The sequence below is a fragment of the Cognatundibacterium jejuense genome, from assembly GCF_014284255.1.
Taxonomy (GTDB): Bacteria; Pseudomonadota; Gammaproteobacteria; order Burkholderiales; family Burkholderiaceae_D; genus Undibacterium; species Undibacterium jejuense.
The window spans coordinates 387,890-410,400 of sequence record NZ_JACOFV010000002.1 but is presented as its reverse complement, the minus strand read 5'-3'; the positions used below and the strand labels follow the sequence as shown (position 1 = coordinate 410,400).

Below are 22,511 nucleotides of genomic sequence, written 5' to 3'. Positions count from 1 at the left end.
TCTATGTATTGTCTAAAGATGAAGGTGGTCGTCATACACCATTCTTTAACAACTACCGTCCACAGTTCTACTTCCGTACAACGGACGTAACTGGTTCGATCGAGTTGCCAAAAGACAAAGAAATGGTTATGCCAGGTGATAACGTATCTATCACAGTAAAACTGATCAACCCGATCGCGATGGAAGAAGGCTTGCGCTTCGCTATCCGTGAAGGCGGTCGTACTGTTGGTGCGGGCGTTGTTGCAAAAATTATCGAGTAATTCGTAATTTTGTAGTACACTAGTCGGCTGCCGTGTTTTTAAGCACGTCAGCCGCTTTTTTTAGTATTCGCTCTTTGTAAAAATCGCCACACTCACTGAGTAGTTGGCTCGTTCTTTATAGGAAATAGCATGTCCACACAAAATCAAAAGATCCGCATCCGTCTGAAAGCATTCGATTACAAATTGATCGATCAATCTGCTTTGGAAATCGTTGAAACAGCTAAGCGCACTGGCGCTGTTGTTAAAGGTCCAGTACCTCTGCCAACACGTATCCAACGTTTCGACGTATTGCGTTCCCCGCACGTGAACAAAACTTCCCGTGATCAGTTTGAAATTCGTACACACCAGCGTTTGATGGATATCGTTGATCCAACAGACAAAACAGTTGATGCTTTGATGAAGCTCGACTTGCCAGCTGGCGTTGATGTTGAAATCAAATTGCAGTAATCAATTACCAATTAAAGTTCGCCAGTTTTTGTGTAATTGCAAACTGGTGAATTTAAAAGGAATTGACATACCACAAATTTTTGAATTTTCAAATAATTTGCGTTGTAAATAAAAAATTTGTGGGCTATAATCGAAGGCTTAAATGTAGGTTAGCTTCCGCTAACCTTTTCGTTTAAGTTTTTTAAACATCAGCCTCACCCAATCGTAGGTGAGAATGGAGAAAATAATGAGCTTGGGCCTAGTTGGTCGCAAGGTTGGTATGATGCGCATCTTTACAGATGATGGGGATTCAATTCCTGTTACTGTATTAGACGTGTCCAACAACCGCGTGACGCAAGTCAAAACTCCTGAAACAGACGGTTACTCCGCTGTTCAGGTTACTTTCGGTCAGCGCCGTGCATCCCGTGTAACTAAAGCGGCTGCCGGTCACCTCGCAAAAGCAGGTGTTGAAGCTGGTACTGTATTAAAAGAATTCCGTGTTGATGCTGCTAAAGCTTCCGAAATGAAAGCTGGCGATGTTGTGCCTGTTGGATTGTTCGAAGCTGGTCAAAAAGTTGACGTGCAAGGCGTAACAATTGGTAAAGGCTATGCCGGTACCATCAAACGTCACCACTTCGCTTCTGGTCGCGCTACTCACGGTAACTCCCGTTCCCATAACGTTCCAGGTTCTATCGGTATGGCGCAGGATCCAGGTCGTGTTTTCCCTGGTAAGCGCATGACTGGTCACTTGGGTGACGTAACTCGTACTGTGCAAAATCTGGAAATCGCTCGCGTAGATGCAGAGCGTCAGTTGTTGCTGGTTAAGGGTGCTGTGCCGGGTGCAAAAAATGGTCAGGTAGTAGTATCTCCTGCTGTTAAAGTTAAAGCAAAGAAGGGAGCCTAATCCATGGAACTGAAGCTCCTAAACGAACAAGGTCAAGCTGCAGCGAACGTCGTTGCTCCTGATACTATTTTCGGTCGTGATTACAACGAAGCCTTGATTCATCAAGTAGTTGTTGCATTCCAAGCGAACGCGCGTAGCGGTAATCGCAAGCAAAAAGATCGTGAAGAAGTCCATCACACAACTAAGAAGCCTTGGCGTCAAAAAGGTACTGGTCGTGCACGTGCTGGTATGTCTTCCTCTCCTTTGTGGCGTGGCGGTGGTCGTATTTTCCCAAATACACCAGATGAGAACTTCTCTCACAAAGTTAACAAAAAGATGTATCGCGCAGGTATCTGCTCGATCCTCTCTCAGTTGGCTCGTGAAGGTCGTCTGAATGTGGTTGATGATGTTGCTGTCGAAGCTCCGAAAACAAAATTGTTGACGGAAAAATTGAAAGCATTGGGTTGCCTGGATTCCGTTTTGATCATCACTGATGAATTCAATGAAAATCTGATGTTGGCAGCACGTAACTTGGCAAACGTTTTGGTTGTTGAGCCACGTTATGCTGATCCAGTTTCTTTGGTGTTCTACAAGAAAGTGTTGATCACTAAGCCAGCACTGGCAAAGATTGAGGAGATGCTGGCATGAGCGCATTAATCAAACATAGCGAAGAACGCCTGATGAAGGTGTTGCTGGCTCCTGTTATTTCTGAAAAAGCAACTATGGTTGCTGAAAAGAATGAACAAGTGGTTTTCCTGGTTATGCCAGATGCAACCAAGCCAGAAATCAAAGCTGCCGTCGAATTGCTGTTTAAGGTTCAAGTTGAATCTGTTCAAGTAGCAAATCGTCAAGGTAAACAAAAACGTACCGGTAGATTTAATGGCCGTCGCAATCATACAAAACGCGCTTTTGTATGCTTGAAGCCAGGTCAAGAAATCAACTTCACTGAGGGGGCATAAGCATGGCACTCGTTAAGATGAAGCCAACCTCACCAGGTCGTCGTGGTATGGTGAAAGTAGTAACAGAAGGCCTGCATAAAGGTAGTCCGTTTGCTGCTTTGTTGGAAAAGAAATCCAAAACTGCTGGCCGTAATAATAACGGTCACATCACTACCCGTCATATCGGTGGTGGTCATAAGCAGCATTATCGTATTGTTGACTTCAAACGCAACACTAAAGACGGTATTCCTGCAAAAGTAGAACGTATTGAATACGATCCTAACCGTACAGCGCACATTGCTTTGTTGTGCTACGCGGATGGTGAGCGTGCTTACATCATCGCTACTAAAGGTATGGCTGCTGGTGATCAGGTAATGAGCGGCTCTCAAGCGCCAATCAAATCTGGTAACTGCTTGCCTATCCGTAACATCCCAGTTGGCACAACTATGCACTGCGTAGAAATGTTGCCAGGCAAGGGTGCTCAGATCGCACGTACAGCTGGTGCTGGCGTTGTTCTGATGGCGCGTGAAGGCACTTACGCTCAGGTTCGTTTGCGCTCCGGTGAAGTTCGTCGTATTCATATCGAATGCCGCGCAACTATCGGTGAAGTTGGTAACGGCGAGCACAATCTGCGTAAGATTGGTAAAGCTGGTGCGATGCGTTGGCGCGGTGTTCGTCCTACCGTTCGCGGTGTGGTAATGAATCCGGTTGATCACCCGCACGGTGGTGGTGAAGGTAAAACCGCAGCAGGTCGTCATCCAGTTTCTCCATGGGGTCAACAGACCAAGGGTAAGAAGACACGTCGCAACAAGCGTACTACTTCGATGATCGTCTCACGCCGTGGTAAGAAATAAGGGATAAAACATGACACGTTCATTGAAAAAAGGGCCGTTCTGCGACGCCCACCTGGTGAAGAAAGTCGAAACTGCGCAAGCAAATAAAGACAAAAAGCCAATCAAGACTTGGTCCCGTCGTTCGACAATTATGCCGGACTTCATCGGTTTGACCATTGCGGTGCATAACGGTAAGCAACACGTACCAGTTTATGTTTCCGAAAACATGGTTGGTCACAAGCTCGGCGAATTTGCGCTGACCCGTACGTTCAAGGGTCACGCTGCCGATAAAAAGGCTAAGAAATAAGGACCGATGATGGAAACTAAAGCTAATCTTCGCGGTGTGCGTCTGTCTGAGCAAAAAGGTCGCCTCGTTGCAGACCTTATCCGTGGTAAAAAAGTAGATCAGGCATTGAATATCCTGGCATTCAGCCCTAAAAAAGGTGCTGCAATCATTAAGAAAGTGTTGGAGTCTGCAATTGCAAACGCCGAGCACAACGATGGTGCAGATATCGATGAGCTGAAAGTAAAGACTATCTATGTCGAAAAAGGTGCGATTCTGAAGCGCTTCACAGCACGCGCTAAGGGTCGTGGTGATCGTATCTCTAAACAATCCTGTCACATTTATGTGACTGTCGGTAACTAAGGAGTCACGATGGGACAGAAGATACATCCAACCGGTTTTCGTCTTGCGGTAACACGTAACTGGTCTTCACGTTGGTATGCAGGCAACGGCAATTTCGCTGCCATGCTCGGTGAAGATCTGAAAGTACGTGAGTACCTGAAGAAAAAACTGAAAAACGCATCTGTAGGCCGCATCACTATTGAGCGTCCAGCGAAAAACGCCCGTATTACTATTTACAGCTCCCGTCCAGGTGTTGTAATCGGTAAAAAAGGCGAAGATATTGAAGTATTGAAAGCTGAATTGTCGAAAATGATGGGCGTGCCAGTTCACGTGAACATCGAAGAAATTCGCAAGCCAGAAATCGATGCACAATTGATCGCTGATTCGATCGCTCAACAGCTCGAAAAACGTATTATGTTCCGCCGCGCGATGAAACGTGCGATGCAAAATGCAATGCGTTTGGGTGCACAAGGCATCAAGATCATGTCCGGTGGTCGTTTGAATGGTATTGAAATCGCTCGTAAAGAATGGTATCGCGAAGGCCGTGTGCCTCTGCATACATTGCGCGCTGATATCGACTACGGTTTTGGCGAAGCATCCACAACTTACGGCATTATTGGCGTAAAAGTGTGGGTCTACAAAGGTGATCGTTTAGCAAATGGCGATGCGCCTGTTATTGAATCGACTCCAGAAGACGACAAAAAACGTCGTGGTCCACGTCGTGACGATGGCAAGCCAAACAGTCGTCCACGTGCTAAGCGTCCTGAAGGGCAAACTACAACTGGTGCAGCAGCTCCAGCAGCCAAGCGCGTACGCGCAAAAGCTGACGCTGCAGCTCCAGCTGAGAAAGCAGGAGAATAATCATGCTGCAACCAGCACGCAGAAAATATCGTAAGGAGCAAAAAGGCCGTAACAAGGGGATTTCTCATTCCCGTGGTACAGCTGTCTCCTTCGGTGAGTTTGGCTTGAAAGCGGTTGGCCGTGGTCGTATCACAGCGCGTCAGATCGAAGCTGCGCGTCGTGCGATGACCCGTCATATTAAACGCGGTGGTCGTATTTGGATCCGTGTTTTCCCGGACAAGCCAATTTCCCAGAAACCTGCAGAGGTTCGTATGGGTAATGGTAAGGGTAATCCTGAGTACTACGTTGCCGAGATTCAACCTGGCAAAATGTTGTACGAGATGGATGGTGTCGATGAAGCGCTGGCACGCGAAGCGTTCCGCTTGGCTGCAGCTAAATTGCCGTTGATGACTACGTTCGTCGTCCGTCAAGTCGGCCAATAATAGGAGTTGTAAATGAAAGTATCTGAACTCCAAGGTAAAGATCAAGCGGCTTTGACCAAAGAACTTAATGATCTGTTGAAGGCACAATTCAGCCTGCGTATGCAAATCGCTACACAGCAACTGACTAACACTTCACAGTTGAAAAAAGTTCGTCGTGACATCGCACGTGTTAAAACCGTCATGAACCAGAAGGATGCCAAATAATGAACGATCAAGTTAAAGTGGCATTGAAGCGCACATTAATTGGCAAAGTTGTGTCAGACAAGATGGACAAAACCGTAACAGTGGTTGTTGAACGTCACGTCAAACATCCTTTGTATGGCAAGATCATCGTTCGTACTGCAAAGTACCACGCACACGATGAAGCGAACCAGGCAAAAGCTGGCGACACAGTTGAAATCCAAGAAGGTCGTCCGATCTCCAAGACTAAAGCTTGGACAGTGACACGTGTGGTTCAAGTCGCACAAGTTGTATAAATTTATTGCACAAAAACTTTTTTGATGTAATAATGATGGGCTGTCATTTGCAATACATGTAAATGACAGCCTAAATGTCTTTCGCAACACCCTCTCGTTGTGAAAGTGGTTAAAAAATCGTCCACCTAATCAGTTGGCTCGTGCATTGTAGGTTATGTAGGGGTTGGCTGGCGGGACCAAGACTGACTACAAATTTGCATTGTGCAAGTTATGTGGATTAAGTTGGGAAAGAGAACATTATGATTCAAACAGAAAGCCGGCTGGAAGTGGCTGACAACACTGGTGCACGTGAAGTTTTGTGTATTAAGGTGTTGGGCGGTTCCAAGCGTCGTTATGCGGGTATCGGTGATGTAATTAAAGTCACTGTAAAATCTGCTGCTCCACGCGGTCGTGTAAAAAAAGGTGAAATTTACAACGCCGTGGTTGTGAGAACAGCTAAGGGTGTTCGTCGTCAAGATGGCTCGTTGGTCAAATTTGATGGCAATGCTGCAGTATTGTTGAATGCAAAGCTTGAGCCTATCGGCACTCGTATTTTCGGCCCAGTAACACGCGAATTGCGTACTGAGCGCTTCATGAAAATCGTGTCTTTAGCTCCAGAAGTGCTGTAAGGAGTCGTGATGAATAAAATTCGTAAAAACGACGAAGTCATCGTCTTGACGGGTAAAGACAAAGGTAAACGTGGTCAGGTGCAAGCATGCATCGACAGCGATTACGTTGTTGTAGCTGGTATTAACGTTGCTAAAAAAGCTGTTAAGCCTAACCCAATGACTGGCGCAGTAGGTGGCATCGTTGATAAAGTGATGCCGATTCATGTGTCGAATGTTGCGTTGTTTAACGCTGCATCTGGCAAAGCAGACCGTGTAGGCTTTAAGGTCGTGGATGGTAAGAAAGTCCGCGTCTACAAGTCGACTGGCGAAGTTGTGAAGGCATAACATCATGGCCCGTCTACAAGCATTATATAAAGAAAAAATCGTTGCGGCGCTGACTGAAAAGTACGCGTATAAGTCTTCGATGGAAGTACCACGTATCTTGAAGATTACCCTGAATATGGGTTTGTCTGAAGCAATTGCTGACAAAAAGATCATTGAGCACGCTGTTGGTGACTTGACTAAAATCGCTGGCCAAAAGCCAGTCGTGACTAAAGCACGTAAAGCGATTGCAGGTTTTAAAATCCGTGAAGGCTACCCAATCGGTTGTATGGTAACTTTGCGTGGCGCTCAGATGTATGAATTCCTGGATCGTTTCATCACTGTGGCATTGCCACGTGTACGTGACTTCCGTGGTGTTTCTGGTCGTGCGTTTGATGGTCGTGGTAACTACAATATCGGTGTCAAGGAACAGATTATTTTCCCTGAAATCGAGTACGACAAGATCGACGCATTGCGTGGTATGAATATCAGTATCACGACAACAGCAAAGACCGACGAAGAAGCGAAAGCACTCCTCGCCGCATTTAAATTTCCGTTCAGAAACTGAGGTCGCCATGGCAAAATTGGCACTGATTAATCGTGAGCAAAAGCGTGCAGACTTGGTGAAGAAATTCGCTGGCAAGCGCGCCGAATTGAAGGCCATCATTGATGACCAATCAAAGACAGAAGAAGAGCGTTACATCGCTCGTCTGAAGTTGCAGGCTTTGCCACGTAATTCTAATCCGACCCGCCAGCGTAATCGTTGCGCTTTGACAGGTCGCCCACGTGGCACATTCCGTAAATTCGGATTGGGCCGTATTAAACTCCGTGAAGTCGCCATGCGTGGTGAAATCCCGGGTATGACTAAAGCCAGCTGGTAATAGGAGAATAAGCAATGAGTATGAGCGATCCTATCGCCGATATGCTGACCCGCATTCGTAACGCACAAGTTGTTCAAAAAACTGTAGTTGCGATGCCGTCCTCTAAAGTAAAGATTGCAATTGCAAACGTACTTAAAGACGAAGGTTACATTGAAGATTTCGCAGTTTTGGAAACTGCAGGTAAGTCCGAATTAAAAATCGGCTTGAAATATTATGCAGGACGTCCTGTTATTGAGCGTTTGGAACGTGTTTCACGTCCAGGTCTTCGTATTTACAAAGGTAAAGACGAGATTCCAAGCGTGATGAACGGTTTGGGCGTGGCCATTGTGTCCACACCAAAAGGCGTCATGACTGACCGCAAAGCGCGCGCAACCGGTGTCGGTGGCGAAGTTATTTGCTACGTCGCCTAAGGAGTGAAAGATGTCTCGAGTAGGTAAGATGCCAATCGCTTTGCCGGCCGGTGCAGAAGTTGCAATTTCAGCAGAGCAGATTACAGTAAAAGGTCCTATGGGCGTATTGACACAAAGCTTAAACGGCTTAGTGGCAATTGCGAACGACAACGGCACTTTGAGTTTTTCACCAGCCAATGATGGCCGTGAAGCTAATGCAATGACAGGCACTTTACGTGCTCTGGTCAACAACATGGTTAACGGTGTTACTAAAGGCTTCGAAAGAAAACTCACTTTGGTCGGCGTTGGTTACAAAGCGCAAGCTCAAGGTGACAAATTGAATTTGTCTTTAGGTTTTTCACACCCAGTTGTACATCAAATGCCAGCTGGCGTTTCGTGTGCTACGCCAACACCTACTGAAATCCTGATCAAAGGGGTTAATAAGCAGCAAGTAGGTCAAGTGGCAGCTGAAGTCCGTGCATACCGCAGCCCAGAGCCTTATAAAGGCAAGGGTGTCCGTTATGCGGACGAAGTGGTTGTGATTAAAGAAACCAAGAAGAAGTAATAGGGGTTGACGATGGACAAGAAACAATCACGTCTGCGCCGCGCACGTCAAACCCGTGCCAAGATCGCAGAACTCAAAGTGAACCGCCTGGCCGTGCATCGCACCAACTTGCACATCTACGCAAACATCATTGGCCCAGACGCCAAAGTGTTGGCATCTGCTTCTACAGTAGAAGCAGAAGTACGTGCAGAGTTGGCTGGCAAGTCCGGTGCTGGTGGCAACACCACAGCCGCGACTTTGATCGGCAAGCGTGTAGCAGAGAAGGCAATCAAAGCAGGGGTTACCGAAGTTGCGTTTGACCGCTCCGGTTTCCGTTACCATGGCCGCATCAAGGCGCTTGCAGAAGCTGCCCGCGAAGCTGGCTTGAAGTTCTAAGGAAAATTTGTCATGGCAAAAATGCAAGCAAAAACAGCAGCCGACAAGCCGGATGATGGCATGCGCGAAAAAATGATCGCGATCAACCGTGTAACCAAAGTGGTTAAGGGTGGTCGTATCATGGGTTTCGCGGCGCTGACAGTCGTAGGTGACGGCGATGGCCGTATCGGTATGGGCAAGGGAAAATCGAAAGAAGTTCCTGTAGCTGTACAAAAAGCGATGGAAGAAGCACGTCGTAAGATGATCAAAGTGACTTTAAAGAACGGTACATTGCAGCACACCGTTACTGGTAAGCACGGCGCATCTTCCGTCATGATTTCTCCAGCAAAAGAAGGTACTGGCGTTATTGCTGGTGGTCCAATGCGCGCGATTTTTGAAGTAATGGGTATTGTGAACGTCGTTGCTAAATCCAACGGTTCCACAAATCCTTACAACATGGTTCGTGCGACTTTAAATGGTCTGGCTAAGATGAGTACTCCATCTGAAATCGCTGCAAAGCGTGGCAAGACCGTTGAAGAAATCCTCGGTTAAGGAGAGCGCGATGACTAAGACAGTAAAAGTACAATTGGTCAAAGGTCTGATCGGCACACGCCAAGATCACCGTGCTACCGTACGTGGTTTGGGTCTGCGTCGTGTTAATTCAGTTTCTGAATTGGAAGACACACCAGCAGTACGCGGCATGATCAACAAAGTCTCGTATCTTGTGAAGGTTGTAGCGTAAGTCGTAAGGCTTATGTTCGGAGCAAATTATGGAATTGAATAACATCCAACCTGCTGATGGCGCAAAACACTACAAACGTCGTGTTGGTCGTGGTATCGGTTCAGGTTTAGGTAAGACAGCGGGTCGCGGCCATAAAGGTCAAAAATCCCGTTCAGGCGGCTTTCATAAAGTCGGTTTCGAGGGCGGTCAGATGCCTCTGCAACGTCGTTTGCCAAAACGTGGTTTTAAATCACTGGCAACCCCGTTTAAAGCAGAAGTTCGTTTGACAGACCTGGAAAATCTGCCAGTCACTGAAATTGACATCTTAGCTTTGAAACAAGCTGGTGTTGTTTCCGAGCTCGCACGTGTAGTTCGTGTGATCTTGTCTGGCGCAATTTCCAAGAAAGTTACTTTGAACGGCTTGATCGTCACTAAAGGCGCTAAAGCTGCAATCGAAGCTGCTGGCGGAACAATCGCTTAATTCAGTGCAGACACCGGAGCAATAATTGGCAACATCTCCACAACAAGCTAAAAGTGCAGCAAGCGGATTTCCCTGGGGGCGACTCTGGTTTTTGCTTGCAGCACTGGTTGTCTACAGGATTGGTGCTCATGTGCCAGTTCCTGGTATAGATCCAACTGCATTGGCGGACTTGTTTAAGCAAAACCAAGGTGGTATTTTGGGTATGTTTAACATGTTCTCCGGTGGTGCATTGTCACGGTTCACCGTGTTTGCACTCGGTATCATGCCGTATATTTCGGCATCGATTATCATGCAGTTGATGTCTATCGTTTCTCCACAACTGGAAGCGCTAAAAAAAGAAGGCGAATCCGGTCGTAGAAAGATTACACAATATACTCGGTATGGCACTTTGCTGTTAGCGACGGTGCAGGCATATTTTATTGCGTTTGGTCTGGAAGCTCAGCCAGGTTTGGTTCTTGATCCTGGTATGGCTTTCCGATTGACTACTGTAGTAACGTTGGTAACTGGAACGATGTTTCTGATGTGGTTGGGCGAGCAGATTACGGAGCGTGGTTTAGGTAATGGTATTTCTATCATTATTTTCGCCGGTATCGCTGCTGGCCTCCCGAATGCCTTGGGTAACTTGTTTGAACTGGTTCGGACAGGCTCTATGCATCCGGCATCAGTATTGTTGATTTGTGTGATTGCTGCGGCTGTAACGTACCTGGTGGTGTTTGTGGAACGTGGCCAACGTAAGATCCTGGTCAACTACGCAAAACGTCAGGTCGGTAATAAAGTGTATGGTGGGCAAAGTAGTCATTTGCCTCTGAAGTTGAACATGGCGGGCGTAATTCCTCCGATTTTTGCTTCTTCCATTATTTTGTTCCCGGCGACGATTACCAGCTGGTTCACTAAAGGCGCAGGCGATTCTTCAAGCGGTTTCATTACCTTCTTGAAAGATCTAGCAGCGTCGATGGCACCAGGCGAGCCGATTCACGCTTTGTTGTATGCAGCTGCAATTATTTTCTTCTGCTTCTTCTATACCGCTTTGGTATTTAATAGCAAAGAAACGGCTGACAACTTGAAGAAGAGTGGCGCGTTTGTTCCGGGAATTCGTCCAGGTGATCAGACAGCACGCTATATCGATAAGATTTTGATGCGTTTGACACTGGCCGGTGCGGTTTATATTACGCTGGTTTGTTTATTACCTGAATTCTTGATCGCCAAGTGGAAGGTACCATTTTATTTCGGTGGCACATCGCTGTTGATTATTGTGGTCGTTACCATGGATTTCATGGCACAAGTTCAGAACTATGTAATGTCTCAGCAGTATGAATCGCTTCTTCGTAAAGCAAATTTCAAGGGCGGGATTCCTTCTCGGTAATTGCCTGAAGGAACAGCAGATCGAATGGCAAAAGACGACGTTATACAGATGCAGGGCGAGATTCTTGAGAATCTTCCGAATGCGACATTTCGAGTTAAGTTGGAAAACGGGCATGTTGTACTAGGCCATATTTCCGGGAAGATGCGAATGAACTATATTCGTATTCTTCCAGGTGATAAGGTGACAGTGGAATTGACGCCTTATGATTTGAGCCGGGCGCGAATAGTGTTCCGTACCAAGTAAATTAAATTGTATTAAAAGGGAAGAGGGCAAAAATGAAAGTTCTCGCATCAGTTAAGCGGATTTGCCGCAACTGCAAAATCATCAAGCGCAAAGGTGTTGTTCGTGTTATTTGCACAGAACCACGCCATAAACAGCGCCAAGGTTAATTAACGTTATTGAACGAGGAATAACGAATGGCACGTATCGCAGGGGTTAATATCCCAAATCATCAGCATACCGTAATCGGCTTAACAGCTATCTATGGTATTGGCCGTCCACGCTCACAGAAAATCTGTGAAGCAACAGGTGTTTTGACCAATAAAAAGGTTAAAGATCTGGATGACAACGAACTCGAGAAGCTTCGCGACGAAATCGGTAAATTTATCGTCGAAGGCGACTTGCGTCGTGAATTGTCCATGAACATCAAGCGCTTGATGGACTTGGGTTGCTATCGCGGCTTGCGCCATCGTAAAGGCTTGCCTTGCCGTGGTCAACGTACACGTACTAACGCACGTACACGTAAAGGCCCACGTAAAGCAGCTCAATCTTTGAAGAAATAATCCAGGCTAGCCCGGATCCAAGGAAATCATTATGGCAAAAGCATCTAACAACGCAGCAGCAGCACGTGCTCGTAAGAAAGTTAAAAAGAACGTTGCAGAAGGTATTGCACACGTTCACGCTTCTTTCAATAACACCATCATCACGATCACTGATCGTCAAGGCAATGCGCTTTCATGGGCAACTGCTGGCGGTGCTGGTTTTAAAGGCTCACGTAAATCTACTCCTTTCGCAGCGCAGGTTGCAGCGGAAGCAGCAGGTAAAGTTGCTGTTGAATGCGGTATCAAAAATCTGGAAGTTCGCATCAAGGGCCCAGGCCCAGGTCGTGAATCTTCAGTTCGCGCATTGAACAATCTCGGTATCAAGATTTCTTTGATCCAAGACGTAACACCAGTTCCACATAACGGCTGCCGCCCTCCAAAGCGTCGTCGTATCTAAGCAGTAGCATTTGCTGCTGGCGTTCTGACGGTTTTTCCGTTAGAATGCAAGCCCGCCATTTTGTTGGCGGGTTTTGTGTTGGGAATTTTTATTTCAGACATTAAAAGGCTAGTTATTTCTAGTACTTATGTCTTTAAGACCACTGTCTGGTTGCAGGTAGATCAGACTAGCGCAGCTCATTCTGCGTCATTAATTAAAGGAAAATACTGTGGCACGTTATATCGGACCAAAAGCTAAGTTATCCCGCCGCGAAGGCACGGATCTGTTTCTGAAAAGCGCACGTCGCTCTTTAGATTCAAAATGCAAACTCGACGCTAAACCAGGTCAACATGGTCGCACTTCCGGTGCTCGTACCTCTGACTTCGGTAACCAATTGCGCGAAAAGCAAAAAGTTAAACGTATGTACGGCATTCTGGAACGTCAATTCCGCCGCTACTTCGCTGAAGCTGATCGTCAAAAAGGCAATACTGGCGAAACATTGTTGAAATTGTTGGAATCCCGTCTGGACAACGTTGCTTACCGTATGGGCTTTGGCTCTACACGCGCTGAAGCACGCCAATTGGTGAGCCACAAAGCTTTCACAGTGAACGGTATCGTTGTGAATATCGCTTCTTACCAGGTTAAAGCTGGTGACGTCGTTGCAGTTCGTGAAAAAGCGAAAAAGCAAGTTCGTATCGTTGAGGCGCTGTCTCTGGCAGAACAAGGCGGCATGCCGACTTGGGTTGCTGTTGATGCGAAGAAAATGGAAGGTACTTTCAAGTCCATGCCAGATCGCAGCGACATCGCTCACGATGTTAACGAATCTCTGATCGTTGAATTGTATTCTCGTTAATATTAAGTTTCTCCGCCTGCCTGTTTCGCGACTGGCAGGCTTTTTCTTTAATGCCATCAGCCTTATCGGTGTAACGAACCGAGGGTATTGAAAAGGACATTTCATGCAAAACAATCTGTTGAAGCCACGTATTATTGATGTGGAAATGCTGGGTGCTGGTCACGCTAAAGTGACTATGGAACCGTTTGAACGCGGCTATGGCCACACGCTGGGCAATGCTCTGCGTCGTGTTCTGTTGTCGACGATGACTGGTTACGCACCGACTGAAGTCACCATCGCTGGTGTCGTTCATGAGTATTCTTCCCTCGATGGCGTTCAAGAAGACGTAGTTGATATTCTGTTGAACTTGAAAGGTGTTGTATTCAAGTTGCACAATCGTGATGAAGTCACTCTGACTTTGAAGAAAGATGGCGAAGGCGCAGTTTTGGCTTCCGATATCGATCTGCCACACGATGTGGAACTGATCAACCCAGATCACGTGATCGCTAATTTGACTGCTGGCGGCAAACTTGACATGCAGATCAAAGTAGAAAAAGGCCGTGGTTATGTACCAGGTAATGTTCGTCGTCTCTCAGAAGATGCGAACAAAACCATCGGTCGTATGATTTTGGATGCTTCTTTCTCTCCAGTACGTCGTGTTTCTTATGCAGTTGAGTCCGCTCGTGTTGAACAGCGTACTGATCTGGATAAACTGGTCATTAACATCGAAACAAACGGTGTGATTTCTCCAGAAGAAGCAATTCGTCAATCCGCACGCGTGTTGGTTGATCAGTTGAATGTATTTGCTGCACTTGAAGGTACTGAAGCTGCTGCTGAAGCGCCATCCCGTGCACCTGCAGTTGATCCAGTTCTGTTGCGTCCAGTGGATGATCTGGAATTAACAGTTCGTTCAGCTAACTGCCTGAAAGCAGAAAACATTTACTACATTGGTGATCTGATCCAACGTAGCGAAAACGAATTGTTGAAGACACCAAATCTGGGTCGTAAGTCTTTGAACGAAATCAAAGAAGTACTCGCGTCCCGTGGTTTGTCTTTGGGCATGAAGTTGGAAAACTGGCCACCAGCTGGCTTGGAAAAATAATTTGGTCCCTCGGGCAGCGTTGCTGCCCGATTTAACAGTAGTACCGACCGGCCCGCGCTGACGAAAAAATATGCGTTAGCGATAGAAGAGCTGGCTTTTTTAAAACTTTAAAAGGAATTACCATGCGTCATCGTCACGGCTTACGTAAGCTGAATCGTACATCTTCCCACCGTTTAGCAATGTTGCGCAACATGACAGTTTCCCTGTTGCGTCACGAAGCAATCAAAACAACTTTGCCAAAAGCAAAAGAACTGCGCCGCGTTATTGAGCCGATTCTGACCTTGGGTAAAACAGACACACTGGCAAACAAGCGTTTGGCTTTCTCCCGTCTGCGCGACCGCGAAATGGTTGTTAAATTGTTTGCTGAATTGGGCCCACGTTACGCAAATCGTAACGGCGGTTACCTGCGTATCCTGAAAATGGGTTTCCGCGTTGGTGACAATGCTCCTATGGCATATGTTGAACTGCTGGATCGTCCAGAAGTTTCTGACATCGCTGATGCACCAGAAGCATAAGTAATTGAAGGACCTGTGCCTTCATACAAGAAAACCGTTCAGTCTGACTGAGCGGTTTTTTTTCGTCTATGCATTTAATTTACTCTTCTATCAAAGGAATGCGTCACGAATCGCCATTGGTTTTTGATTGACGCTGCTCTTAAATCGCGCACTCTTGTTAAAATAGCTGCTTAGGGGAAATATGAATCAGATTTTGTTAGTTATCACCACTTGCCCCGACAAACAGACAGCGTTGGTGATTGCTGAAAAAGTGTTAGCAAATAAGTTGGCGGCGTGTGTGAACGTCTTGCCCGAAGTCATGTCTCTATACACATGGGCTGGCAAGCAGGAGGTGACGACTGAAGTGTTGTTGCAAATAAAAACGACAAACGAAGCATTTTCGGCCCTGCAAAATTGCATTACTGAAGCTCACCCTTATGAAGTACCCGAAATCATAGCAATCCCCGTTGTGGCGGGCCTACCCGCCTATTTGCAATGGGTTAATGAACAAACAGGACGTCAATGAAACTGCAAAGTACGCCAGCGTTTTTACGCATACAACATTCCTTTACCCTCTTGCTGCAAGTAGTGTTCGTTGCGGCGTGTTTGTTAGCTAGTGCGCTGGTGAAGGCCGAAGATTTTCTAGATCCGGAAGTTGCATTTACTGCTTCCGCCAAGATGGTTGATGCTGGCACTGCCGAAGTAACGCTCAACATTGCTGAAGGTTATTACCTTTATCGCGAGCGTTTGAAATTTACGTCAGAAGACGCGCAATTGGGTGAACCCGTTCTCCCAAAAGGGAAAGTTAAATTCGACGAGACCTTCCAAAAGGAGGTCGAAACCTATCGTCACGCTGTTGTGGTCAGAATTCCGGTCAAAGCGAGTCACGAATTCAGCCTGAAGGTTGTTCGTCAGGGTTGTGCGGATCAGGGGCTTTGCTATCCACCGATGGAAAGCGTATTCAAATTGCCGATTACTGGTATTGCCGGCACCCAAGGAGCTGTTGGTGAGCCAACAAAGGCGGATGCTACTATCTCATCGAATGCGGGCGCTGGCGACGCTGAGACCAGCAGCATTAGCGCGGCGTTGAAAAGCGGCAAATTGCTGGTGATCTTGCCGCTGTTTTTCGTGCTTGGTTTGGGCTTATCGCTGACACCGTGCGTATTGCCCATGGTGCCTATTCTGTCGTTTATTATTGTCGGTGAAGGTGTTGGTGTTAGCCGCACCCGTGCGTTTTTGTTGTCGGTCGCTTATGTGTTAGGGATGTCGCTGGTTTATACCGGTATGGGCGTTGCGGCTGGGCTGGCTGGCGAAGGTCTGGCAGCGACCTTGCAGAACCCTTGGGTTCTGAGTGCGTTTGCCGCTTTGATGGTGGTATTTGCGCTGTCCATGTTCAATGTGTATCAATTGCAAATGCCGGCCGCATTGCAAACTAAACTGACCGAAGTATCGGAAGGTCAACGTAATAGTAAACTGGGCAAGTTGTTTGGCGTATTTTTGATGGGTTCGATCTCAGCGTTGATCGTCGGTCCTTGCGTTACCGGACCCCTGTTGGGTGCACTGGTGTATATCAGTCAAACTCGTGATGTGTTAGTTGGTGGGGCTGCGATGTTTGCGATCGCGATCGGTATGGGTGTTCCACTGTTGCTGTTGGGTTTGTCAGCTGGTAGCTTGTTGCCCCGCGCTGGCGTATGGATGGAAAGTATCAAACGTTTCTTTGGCGTGTTAATGCTGGCGATGGCCTTGTGGATGGTATCACCTGTGTTGCCTGTCTGGGTGCAAATGCTTGGTTGGGCGGTGCTCTTGATCGGCTATGGCGGCTACCTGTTATTTTTCCATCGCTCAGGTTTGTTCGCCAAGGGCATTGCCGTGGTGTTTGTGTTGTTGGGGGCGACGCAGTTGGTTGGTGTTAGCACAGGTGGTCGAGATATCTACGCCCCGCTCGCTCACGTTTTGGGAACCGAGACGCAGAAAGTCGTTTTCACCAGAATTCGTACCGTCGTTGAATTAGACGCCGCTCTTGCGCAAAATAAAGGCAAGATGGCGACACTGGATTTTTACGCAGACTGGTGCGTCTCATGTAAAGAGATGGAAAAATTGACCTTCACTAATCCACAGGTCAAGGCTAAACTGGACAGCATGTTGTTGTTACAAGTCGACGTGACAGCAAACAATGCAGATGATAAAGCTTTGCTGAAACGTTTTAATCTATTTGGACCGCCCGGGATTATATTCTTTAATCCTATGGGCACAGAAATACCGGATGGACGCGTGGTTGGCTTTCAGGATGCTGAAAAATTCTTGCAATCATTATTGAAAAATGAAGGTAAATAACCAACCTGCAGAATCGTAGTTGGAAGTTTTTGGTAGTTTGTAATGAAGTTGCAAACAGGATGCATTGCTGTGATGAATTTATTGTGTTTTGAGGCCATCTTATTTTTATATATTTAATAAGGTATAAGCTTGCAACTTCTCTGTTCTTGAATCGTCAGTAAGCAAGTTTTATAGTTAAACCCTATGCTTTTTTGGAGAGAAACATGACTTTACGTTTAGGCGACACCGCACCAGATTTTGAGCAAGATTCTTCGATTGGACATCTGAAGTTCCACGAATGGGCTGGTGATTCATGGGTAGTATTGTTTTCCCATCCTGCAGATTTCACCCCAGTCTGCACCACAGAGTTAGGCCTGACTGCAAAACTCAAACCAGAATTTGATAAGCGTAATGTCAAAGCGATCGCTCTGTCAGTAGACGGAGCTGCTTCTCATATTCAATGGATCAAAGACATTGAAGAGACACAAAAGACCGTGGTTGGCTTCCCTATCGTCGCTGATGCAGATCGCAAGGTTGCGACTCTGTACGATATGATTCATCCAAATCAATCTGAAACAGTGACAGTGCGTTCGCTTTTCATCATTGATCCTAAGAAAAAAGTACGTCTGATCATTACTTACCCATTATCGACAGGCCGTAATTTTGATGAAGTCCTGCGCGTGATCGATGCCTTGCAACTGACCGATGGCTACACTGTCGCTACACCAGGCAACTGGCGCGATGGCGATGACGTGATTATTCCTTTGTCGATCAAAGATGAAGAAGTCATCAAGCAGAAATATCCAAAAGGTTATAGCGCACCTAAGCCTTATCTGCGTATTACACCACAACCGAATAAGTAATTTTCGAAAAAAACCCGACGCTAAGTCGGGTTTTTTTTGCCATCAACAAATTCAACGCGAGGGTGTTACATGCTCGGCATAGTCGTACAACGCTCCTAAAATTTCTTCCGTGCGCTCATCGGCCTCTTCCGACAATTGATCAATCTTTTCAAAATACTGCTCTACTGTTAAAGCATTGCCGATACCCTCGTGCAGGCGCTGGGCGCGGTGTTCTTCCCATTGTTCAAGCTCATCTTGATTCAAACTTTCAGGGAAGTTTCTGGCTTTGTAGCGGAAAAATAATTCTTCCAGGCGTGGATCTTGAAACGATGGCTGTGCTTGCGTTAACTGCGCTGCCGACATGTGCCTCAGGTCGTTGAGTAAGCGACGGTCACCAGCGCCGATAAAGCCGTTGTAGAGGTCTTCATCGACATCATTAGCTGCGAGTTGCGGGCGATCAAAAACGGCATCCCAAATGGCGCTCATGTCAGGTGCGGTGGCGGCGATGTCGGCATGCGCCATGATGCGATCCATCGCTATGCACCAATGCGCGGCACGTTCTGCGCTCAGGGTTTTTAAATTGCTGATGACGATAGGCGATTTGTTGATGTGGATGGTTTTTATTGGCAAACGCTGTACGCCTTCTGGCAGATCGCTGGCTTTGCTGAACATACGCAATTGAATTTCATCGGCTGTCAGGGAAAATAGTTCTGTAGGATCCGCTTGTAAATCCCAGACGATGATTTCGTTTTTATTGCTAGGATGCATCGCCAAAGGCCAGACCACAGTCAGACAACCCTGTTCGACCGGAATCATGCCAGTGACGTGCAGTAAGGGGCGTTTGACGGGCCAGCCTATCTCTTCCATCACGCGATCTTTTTTTCGTAAGCTCAAACAGAAATCAAACAGGCGTGGATTTTTCTCACGCAGCAAACGTGCAAACGCGATCGTCGCACGGACGTCGGATAAAGCATCATGCGCAGCTTCGTGGCTCAGCCCATTGGCTGCACTGAGATGTTCAAGACGGAAGCTGGTTTTGCCTTCAGAATTTTTCGGCCAATGTATGCCATCAGGGCGTAAAGCATAAGCAGTGCGAACCACATCCAGGATGTCCCAACGACTGCAATTATTTTGCCATTCACGCGCATAGGGATCGATCAGATTGCGCCAGAATAAAAAACGGGTGACTTCATCGTCAAAGCGTATCGTGTTGTAGCCGACGCCAATGGTGCCGGATTGGGCAAACGCAGCTTCAATTGTTTGTGCAAACTGGTATTCGGGTACGCCTCGCTCCAGGCAAGTTTGTGGTGTGATACCGGTGATCAGGCAAGCTTGTGGTTCAGGTAAAAAATCTGTTGCAGGCTGACAATAGGCCATGATTTCTTCACCGATTTCATTTAATTCCGCATCGGTGCGTATCGCAGCAAATTGTGCCGGGCGATCACGGCGCGGAACGGCGCCAAAGGTTTCATAGTCGTGCCACAGAAATGTGTAGTCTTGCATGCGTTAAAGTTTGTTCGTTATTAATGGTAGGGGGAGTATTTAAAAATATCTATACGAACAAAGCTCGTCAGACCATTTTTAACTGATACTCCCACCCTGTATTAATTGGTATGTAAAACTGATACTGAGGAATTCCGGACGATCATTCCGAGAGAAAACAAAGATATCAGGCAAGTGCCAATGATACCTACTTGTGCCCAAAGTGGTAAGTACACAATGCCGAACCACATTGGGCTATATACCACCATTGCTGCACCCAGCATCAGGCGCAAGGATTCCAGAACGATGAATTTTCTCTTTTGTTCTAATAATCCTCCAACGATCCAAAATCCCGCGAATAGCCAGAACGCATACAAGGCACTTGATGCAAAGTTTGCGGACGGTGCCGATAGCAAGAAATGCGTGGTGGTGTGCATCGTCATAGTAAATTGGGCAAGACAATACCACAGCATGCCTGTACTGAGCGGCGGATTGTAAACGGGATGGTTTAAGTTAAATGGCGTAGTTTTGTTCTGACTCGCCAGATCTGCAGGTAACCAGCCTGGTGGCATTAGCCAGATTTTGAATTTGTCGCTCCAACGTTTGGTACGCCACGCATCTAAAGCAACGGCCTGATAGACTTCCAGATTGGCCCACAGCGGATTCCAGCTCTGTAAGGGTTTGCGTGTACCGAAGACCGCCGGATGGGCATCTTGCTCTTGCGCATAGGTACCAAAAATCCTGTCCCAGATAATTAAAATGCCGCCAAAATTTTTATCCAGATACAAGTCGTTGACGGCGTGGTGTACCCGATGATTGGACGGCGAGACAAAAACACGATCAAACCAGCCAAGCTTATTGATCTGCTGCGTGTGTATCCAGAATTGATAAATCAGATCGATTAAGGCAACGACGACATACACTTGCAGGGGAAAGCCCAGAATTGCCAGGGGCATATAAAAAATCCACCCAAACAGCGGGCCAGTGCTGGTTTGCCGTAATGCCGTCGATAAATTGTATTCTTCGCTTTGGTGGTGCACGACATGTGCAGCCCACAGCAAATTCGTGTGATGCCCCATGCGGTGCAGCCAGTAATACAAAAAATCGTACAACAGTAAGCCGCTGACCCAGACCCAGACCGAGTCTGCTGACAATTGAAAAAGTGCAAAATGGCGCGCGACCCAGGCATAAATGCCGATCACAAAAACTTTTAAAAATACCGCGGAAATCTGGCTCATGATGCCCAGACTGATGCTGCTGATTGCATCGTTGATCCGGTAAGTGTGACGCTGACGACGTAAGGCGACGATGAATTCAGTCGCAAGCAATACGAAAAATACCGGGCTCGCGAAAAGGATAATTTTTTCTTGCATGTGTTGCCCCAGAATGAAAATCTATCTGGAACATGCTAATTAGCTTTGCGCTTGAGGGCAAGACGAATTTATTTATATGATTTATCAATATGATAGAAAATCGCTTAAATTCAGTGAAAACTGTATGAATTGAATCCGCCAATACTTTTGTAAAGACAAAGATGCATCAAAGACAAAAGCACAGAATAAAAGTGATGAAAACCGCGATGGCTTTCTCTGGCTTTTATTCTGTGCCTCTTCACTTCGGCGTCCAGACGCCAGAAGGTTTTGATTTTTTTGAAACGAAAATTAATCTGGATGTTTCAATAAACGCGCAATATCACGTGCAAAGTAAGTCAGTACACCATCGGCACCCGCACGCTTAAATGCCAGCATGGATTCCATCATGGTTTTGTTATGGTCGAGCCAGCCATTTTGCGCAGCTGCTTTGATCATCGCGTATTCACCACTAACCTGATAAGCAAAAGTCGGTACGCGGAATTCATCCTTCACGCGACGAACGATGTCCAGATACGGCATACCTGGTTTGACCATGACCATGTCAGCGCCTTCTTCCAGATCGAGTGCCACTTCACGCAAGGCTTCATCACTATTGGCTGGGTCCATCTGGTAGCTGGCTTTGTCGCTTTTGCCCAGATTAGCAGCGGAGCCCACAGCATCACGGAAAGGACCGTAAAACGCTGACGCATATTTAGCCGAGTAAGCCATGATGCGTGTATGGATGAAATTGTTTGCTTCTAAAGCATGACGGATTGCGCCGATGCGGCCATCCATCATATCGCTAGGAGCCACAATGTCTGCACCCGCGCGCGCATGCGTGAGCGCCTGCCTAACCAGCATCTCGGTGGTTTCGTCATTCATGACATAGCCGTTCGCATCCAGCAAACCGTCCTGGCCGTGGCTGGTGTAAGGATCAAGAGCTACGTCACTTAAAATGCCTAATTCCGGGAAACGGCTTTTCAATTCGCGGATCGCGCGTGGAATCAAACCCTCAGGATTCGTCGCTTCAATGCCGTCCGGTGTTTTTAAGCTGGAATGAATTGCCGGAAACAGTGCCATCACCGGAATGCCCAAAGCGACGCAATCTTCCGCCACACCTAACAAGACATCGATAGAGACACGCTCAACACCTGGCATGGATGCGACTTTTTCGCATTGATTGACGCCATCAATAACAAAGACCGGATAAATCAAGTCGGCAGCGGTCACAATGTTTTCACGCATCATCGCACGTGAGAAGACGTCCTTGCGCATGCGACGCATACGCACAGCGGGGAATTGGGTAGTTTTATGATGGGACATAATTTTTAAAAAAAGAATTGAGGCCAAAAAACAAATAATAATCGAACTTCGATGAAACTTTTTCCGACTTACTGCATCTGATCGCTTAGGTTAAGAGCGTCTCCTGACCTACTGCTTCCTTTCCCTGAGCAGGCACCGTTGGTCCCTATGCTAAACGGTGTTATTGCCCCGATTCCTACATGAGTCGG

36 protein-coding genes are annotated in these 22,511 nt (G+C 46.9%); 33 read left to right on the top strand and 3 right to left on the bottom strand.

What is annotated here, in order from left to right:
- The 33 genes from H8K32_RS04305 to H8K32_RS04145 form a co-directional block, all read left to right on the top strand.
- A partial coding sequence (locus tag H8K32_RS04305) for an EF-Tu C-terminal domain-related protein (RefSeq protein ID WP_456243415.1) occupies positions 1 to 260 on the top strand: 260 nt, incomplete at its 5' end.
- A gap of 129 nt (positions 261 to 389) precedes the next feature.
- Complete coding sequence (gene rpsJ, locus H8K32_RS04300; RefSeq protein WP_110255911.1) at positions 390 to 707, top strand: 30S ribosomal protein S10; 318 nt, start codon at positions 390 to 392, stop codon at positions 705 to 707.
- Between the two features lie 226 nt (positions 708 to 933).
- The gene (rplC, locus tag H8K32_RS04295) at positions 934 to 1,590 is read left to right on the top strand and encodes a 50S ribosomal protein L3 (protein ID WP_186911229.1); all 657 of its coding nucleotides are present in this window, start codon (positions 934 to 936) and stop codon (positions 1,588 to 1,590) included.
- 3 nt (positions 1,591 to 1,593) lie between these two features.
- Complete coding sequence (rplD, locus tag H8K32_RS04290; RefSeq protein WP_186911228.1) at positions 1,594 to 2,217, top strand: 50S ribosomal protein L4; 624 nt, start codon at positions 1,594 to 1,596, stop codon at positions 2,215 to 2,217.
- Complete coding sequence (rplW, locus tag H8K32_RS04285; protein WP_186911227.1) at positions 2,214 to 2,528, top strand: 50S ribosomal protein L23; 315 nt, start codon at positions 2,214 to 2,216, stop codon at positions 2,526 to 2,528. The genes rplD and rplW overlap by 4 nt, the downstream gene beginning before the upstream one ends.
- Positions 2,529 to 2,530: 2 nt before the next feature.
- A complete protein-coding gene (rplB, locus tag H8K32_RS04280) occupies positions 2,531 to 3,361 on the top strand; it encodes a 50S ribosomal protein L2 (protein WP_186911226.1) in 831 nt (276 codons plus the stop codon).
- Positions 3,362 to 3,371: 10 nt separating this feature from the next.
- Positions 3,372 to 3,647: a 30S ribosomal protein S19 gene (gene rpsS / locus H8K32_RS04275; protein ID WP_186911225.1), complete on the top strand. Its 276-nt coding sequence runs from the start codon at positions 3,372 to 3,374 to the stop codon at positions 3,645 to 3,647.
- A 6-nt stretch (positions 3,648 to 3,653) separates the two neighbouring features.
- Positions 3,654 to 3,986 carry a 50S ribosomal protein L22 gene (gene rplV, locus H8K32_RS04270; protein WP_174244915.1) on the top strand — a complete coding sequence of 111 codons (333 nt, stop codon included), beginning with the start codon at positions 3,654 to 3,656 and terminating at the stop codon, positions 3,984 to 3,986.
- A gap of 9 nt (positions 3,987 to 3,995) precedes the next feature.
- On the top strand, positions 3,996 to 4,826 hold the full coding sequence (gene rpsC / locus H8K32_RS04265; protein WP_186911224.1) for a 30S ribosomal protein S3: 831 nt from the start codon (positions 3,996 to 3,998) through the stop codon (positions 4,824 to 4,826).
- A 2-nt stretch (positions 4,827 to 4,828) separates the two neighbouring features.
- A complete protein-coding gene (gene rplP, locus H8K32_RS04260) occupies positions 4,829 to 5,248 on the top strand; it encodes a 50S ribosomal protein L16 (protein ID WP_186911223.1) in 420 nt (139 codons plus the stop codon).
- Positions 5,249 to 5,260: 12 nt separating this feature from the next.
- Positions 5,261 to 5,452 carry a 50S ribosomal protein L29 gene (rpmC, locus tag H8K32_RS04255; protein ID WP_162021780.1) on the top strand — a complete coding sequence of 64 codons (192 nt, stop codon included), beginning with the start codon at positions 5,261 to 5,263 and terminating at the stop codon, positions 5,450 to 5,452.
- Positions 5,452 to 5,724 (top strand): 30S ribosomal protein S17, encoded by a 273-nt coding sequence (rpsQ, locus tag H8K32_RS04250; protein ID WP_162039553.1) that lies wholly within the window; start codon positions 5,452 to 5,454, stop codon positions 5,722 to 5,724. The genes rpmC and rpsQ overlap by 1 nt, the downstream gene beginning before the upstream one ends.
- 239 nt (positions 5,725 to 5,963) lie before the next feature.
- Positions 5,964 to 6,332: a 50S ribosomal protein L14 gene (rplN, locus tag H8K32_RS04245; RefSeq protein WP_006464924.1), complete on the top strand. Its 369-nt coding sequence runs from the start codon at positions 5,964 to 5,966 to the stop codon at positions 6,330 to 6,332.
- A 9-nt stretch (positions 6,333 to 6,341) separates the two neighbouring features.
- Complete coding sequence (gene rplX / locus H8K32_RS04240; protein WP_186911222.1) at positions 6,342 to 6,656, top strand: 50S ribosomal protein L24; 315 nt, start codon at positions 6,342 to 6,344, stop codon at positions 6,654 to 6,656.
- Positions 6,657 to 6,660: 4 nt separating this feature from the next.
- A complete protein-coding gene (gene rplE, locus H8K32_RS04235) occupies positions 6,661 to 7,200 on the top strand; it encodes a 50S ribosomal protein L5 (RefSeq protein ID WP_186911221.1) in 540 nt (179 codons plus the stop codon).
- A gap of 7 nt (positions 7,201 to 7,207) precedes the next feature.
- A complete protein-coding gene (gene rpsN, locus H8K32_RS04230) occupies positions 7,208 to 7,513 on the top strand; it encodes a 30S ribosomal protein S14 (RefSeq protein ID WP_186911220.1) in 306 nt (101 codons plus the stop codon).
- Positions 7,514 to 7,527: 14 nt separating this feature from the next.
- Positions 7,528 to 7,923: a 30S ribosomal protein S8 gene (gene rpsH, locus H8K32_RS04225; protein ID WP_186911219.1), complete on the top strand. Its 396-nt coding sequence runs from the start codon at positions 7,528 to 7,530 to the stop codon at positions 7,921 to 7,923.
- A gap of 10 nt (positions 7,924 to 7,933) precedes the next feature.
- Positions 7,934 to 8,467: a 50S ribosomal protein L6 gene (rplF, locus tag H8K32_RS04220; protein ID WP_186911218.1), complete on the top strand. Its 534-nt coding sequence runs from the start codon at positions 7,934 to 7,936 to the stop codon at positions 8,465 to 8,467.
- A 12-nt stretch (positions 8,468 to 8,479) separates the two neighbouring features.
- Positions 8,480 to 8,842, top strand: a complete 363-nt coding sequence (rplR, locus tag H8K32_RS04215) for a 50S ribosomal protein L18 (RefSeq protein ID WP_186884637.1) — start codon at positions 8,480 to 8,482, stop codon at positions 8,840 to 8,842.
- 12 nt (positions 8,843 to 8,854) lie between these two features.
- On the top strand, positions 8,855 to 9,373 hold the full coding sequence (gene rpsE / locus H8K32_RS04210; protein ID WP_110255927.1) for a 30S ribosomal protein S5: 519 nt from the start codon (positions 8,855 to 8,857) through the stop codon (positions 9,371 to 9,373).
- Positions 9,374 to 9,383: 10 nt separating this feature from the next.
- Complete coding sequence (gene rpmD, locus H8K32_RS04205) at positions 9,384 to 9,563, top strand: 50S ribosomal protein L30 (RefSeq protein WP_186911217.1); 180 nt, start codon at positions 9,384 to 9,386, stop codon at positions 9,561 to 9,563.
- Positions 9,564 to 9,591: 28 nt separating this feature from the next.
- Entirely contained in the window at positions 9,592 to 10,023 is a 432-nt protein-coding gene (gene rplO, locus H8K32_RS04200) for a 50S ribosomal protein L15 (protein WP_186911216.1), read from the top strand.
- A 25-nt stretch (positions 10,024 to 10,048) separates the two neighbouring features.
- Positions 10,049 to 11,386: a preprotein translocase subunit SecY gene (gene secY, locus H8K32_RS04195; protein WP_186911215.1), complete on the top strand. Its 1,338-nt coding sequence runs from the start codon at positions 10,049 to 10,051 to the stop codon at positions 11,384 to 11,386.
- A 24-nt stretch (positions 11,387 to 11,410) separates the two neighbouring features.
- Positions 11,411 to 11,629: a translation initiation factor IF-1 gene (gene infA / locus H8K32_RS04190; RefSeq protein WP_005663428.1), complete on the top strand. Its 219-nt coding sequence runs from the start codon at positions 11,411 to 11,413 to the stop codon at positions 11,627 to 11,629.
- A 32-nt stretch (positions 11,630 to 11,661) separates the two neighbouring features.
- Entirely contained in the window at positions 11,662 to 11,775 is a 114-nt protein-coding gene (gene rpmJ, locus H8K32_RS04185) for a 50S ribosomal protein L36 (protein WP_014004415.1), read from the top strand.
- 27 nt (positions 11,776 to 11,802) lie between these two features.
- On the top strand, positions 11,803 to 12,168 hold the full coding sequence (gene rpsM / locus H8K32_RS04180; RefSeq protein ID WP_186884641.1) for a 30S ribosomal protein S13: 366 nt from the start codon (positions 11,803 to 11,805) through the stop codon (positions 12,166 to 12,168).
- Positions 12,169 to 12,199: 31 nt separating this feature from the next.
- Positions 12,200 to 12,604: a 30S ribosomal protein S11 gene (gene rpsK, locus H8K32_RS04175; protein ID WP_186911214.1), complete on the top strand. Its 405-nt coding sequence runs from the start codon at positions 12,200 to 12,202 to the stop codon at positions 12,602 to 12,604.
- A 208-nt stretch (positions 12,605 to 12,812) separates the two neighbouring features.
- Positions 12,813 to 13,436: a 30S ribosomal protein S4 gene (gene rpsD, locus H8K32_RS04170; RefSeq protein WP_186911213.1), complete on the top strand. Its 624-nt coding sequence runs from the start codon at positions 12,813 to 12,815 to the stop codon at positions 13,434 to 13,436.
- A gap of 103 nt (positions 13,437 to 13,539) precedes the next feature.
- Positions 13,540 to 14,517, top strand: a complete 978-nt coding sequence (locus tag H8K32_RS04165) for a DNA-directed RNA polymerase subunit alpha (RefSeq protein ID WP_186911212.1) — start codon at positions 13,540 to 13,542, stop codon at positions 14,515 to 14,517.
- 122 nt (positions 14,518 to 14,639) lie between these two features.
- Complete coding sequence (gene rplQ, locus H8K32_RS04160) at positions 14,640 to 15,032, top strand: 50S ribosomal protein L17 (RefSeq protein ID WP_186911211.1); 393 nt, start codon at positions 14,640 to 14,642, stop codon at positions 15,030 to 15,032.
- A 181-nt stretch (positions 15,033 to 15,213) separates the two neighbouring features.
- On the top strand, positions 15,214 to 15,537 hold the full coding sequence (cutA, locus tag H8K32_RS04155; protein WP_186911210.1) for a divalent-cation tolerance protein CutA: 324 nt from the start codon (positions 15,214 to 15,216) through the stop codon (positions 15,535 to 15,537).
- A complete protein-coding gene (gene dsbD, locus H8K32_RS04150; protein ID WP_186911209.1) occupies positions 15,534 to 17,345 on the top strand; it encodes a protein-disulfide reductase DsbD in 1,812 nt (603 codons plus the stop codon). Before cutA ends, dsbD begins: the two co-directional genes overlap by 4 nt.
- A 203-nt stretch (positions 17,346 to 17,548) precedes the next feature.
- Complete coding sequence (locus tag H8K32_RS04145; RefSeq protein WP_186911208.1) at positions 17,549 to 18,187, top strand: peroxiredoxin; 639 nt, start codon at positions 17,549 to 17,551, stop codon at positions 18,185 to 18,187.
- A 51-nt stretch (positions 18,188 to 18,238) separates the two neighbouring features.
- Here the strand turns inward: H8K32_RS04145 and sbcB are convergent, their stop codons facing one another.
- From sbcB to hemB, 3 genes are all read right to left on the bottom strand, one after another.
- The gene (sbcB, locus tag H8K32_RS04140) at positions 18,239 to 19,669 is read right to left on the bottom strand and encodes an exodeoxyribonuclease I (protein ID WP_186911207.1); all 1,431 of its coding nucleotides are present in this window, start codon (positions 19,667 to 19,669) and stop codon (positions 18,239 to 18,241) included.
- 101 nt (positions 19,670 to 19,770) lie between these two features.
- The gene (locus H8K32_RS04135; protein ID WP_186911206.1) at positions 19,771 to 21,021 is read right to left on the bottom strand and encodes a sterol desaturase family protein; all 1,251 of its coding nucleotides are present in this window, start codon (positions 21,019 to 21,021) and stop codon (positions 19,771 to 19,773) included.
- Between the two features lie 288 nt (positions 21,022 to 21,309).
- A complete protein-coding gene (gene hemB / locus H8K32_RS04130; RefSeq protein ID WP_186911205.1) occupies positions 21,310 to 22,323 on the bottom strand; it encodes a porphobilinogen synthase in 1,014 nt (337 codons plus the stop codon).
- Between the last annotated feature and the right edge of the window lie 188 nt (positions 22,324 to 22,511).